The organism is Aminobacter sp. P4_D5, from assembly GCF_056401815.1.
In genome coordinates this window covers 1-510 of sequence record NZ_JBFUIP010001450.1, presented here as the reverse complement: position 1 = coordinate 510, position 510 = coordinate 1, and the positions used below count along the sequence as shown (strand labels likewise).

The 510-nt window shown below is 65.2% G+C and carries 1 protein-coding gene and 1 pseudogene; both read left to right on the top strand.

Annotated elements, in window-relative coordinates; all coding sequences use genetic code 11:
* Positions 1-204 (top strand): annotated as a pseudogene (locus AC1DWF_RS38910) (UDP-3-O-(3-hydroxymyristoyl)glucosamine N-acyltransferase); the annotation flags it as partial.
* 5 nt (positions 205-209) lie between these two features.
* The coding region (gene fabZ, locus AC1DWF_RS38905; RefSeq protein WP_476843718.1) for a 3-hydroxyacyl-ACP dehydratase FabZ at positions 210-510 on the top strand (301 nt) is incomplete at its 3' end.

Genomic DNA, 510 nt, shown 5'->3' with positions numbered 1-510 from the left:
GGCCAGGCGGGATTTGCGGGGCACCTCTCGATCGGCAGCCAGGCCCGGATCGCCGCCCAGGCTGGTGTCATCGCGGACCTCCCAGCCAAGGCGGAGGTCTTCGGCACGCCGGCCGCACCTATTCGCGAGGCCTTCCGGGCCTTGCAGGTTTTGAGACGCCTGACCGCCCAATCGCGGCACATCAAGAGACGGGAAGCGGAGTGAAAGCCATGGATCAGGCGGCACCCCCGAATACGACGATCGAGACCTACGGCATCGCCCAGATCATGGCGGCGATCCCGCATCGCTACCCGTTCCTCCTGATCGACCGGGTCGTGGACCTCGTGCTCGACCAGTCGGCGGTCGGCGTGAAGAACGTCACGATCAACGAGTTCTTCKTCCAGGGCCATKTCCCGACCGAGCCGGTGATGCCCGGCGTTTTGATCGTCGAGAGCATGGCGCAGACAGCGGCGGTGCTGGTGGTTGCGACCCTCGGTGAGCATGCGCAGGGCAAGCTTGTCTACTTCATGT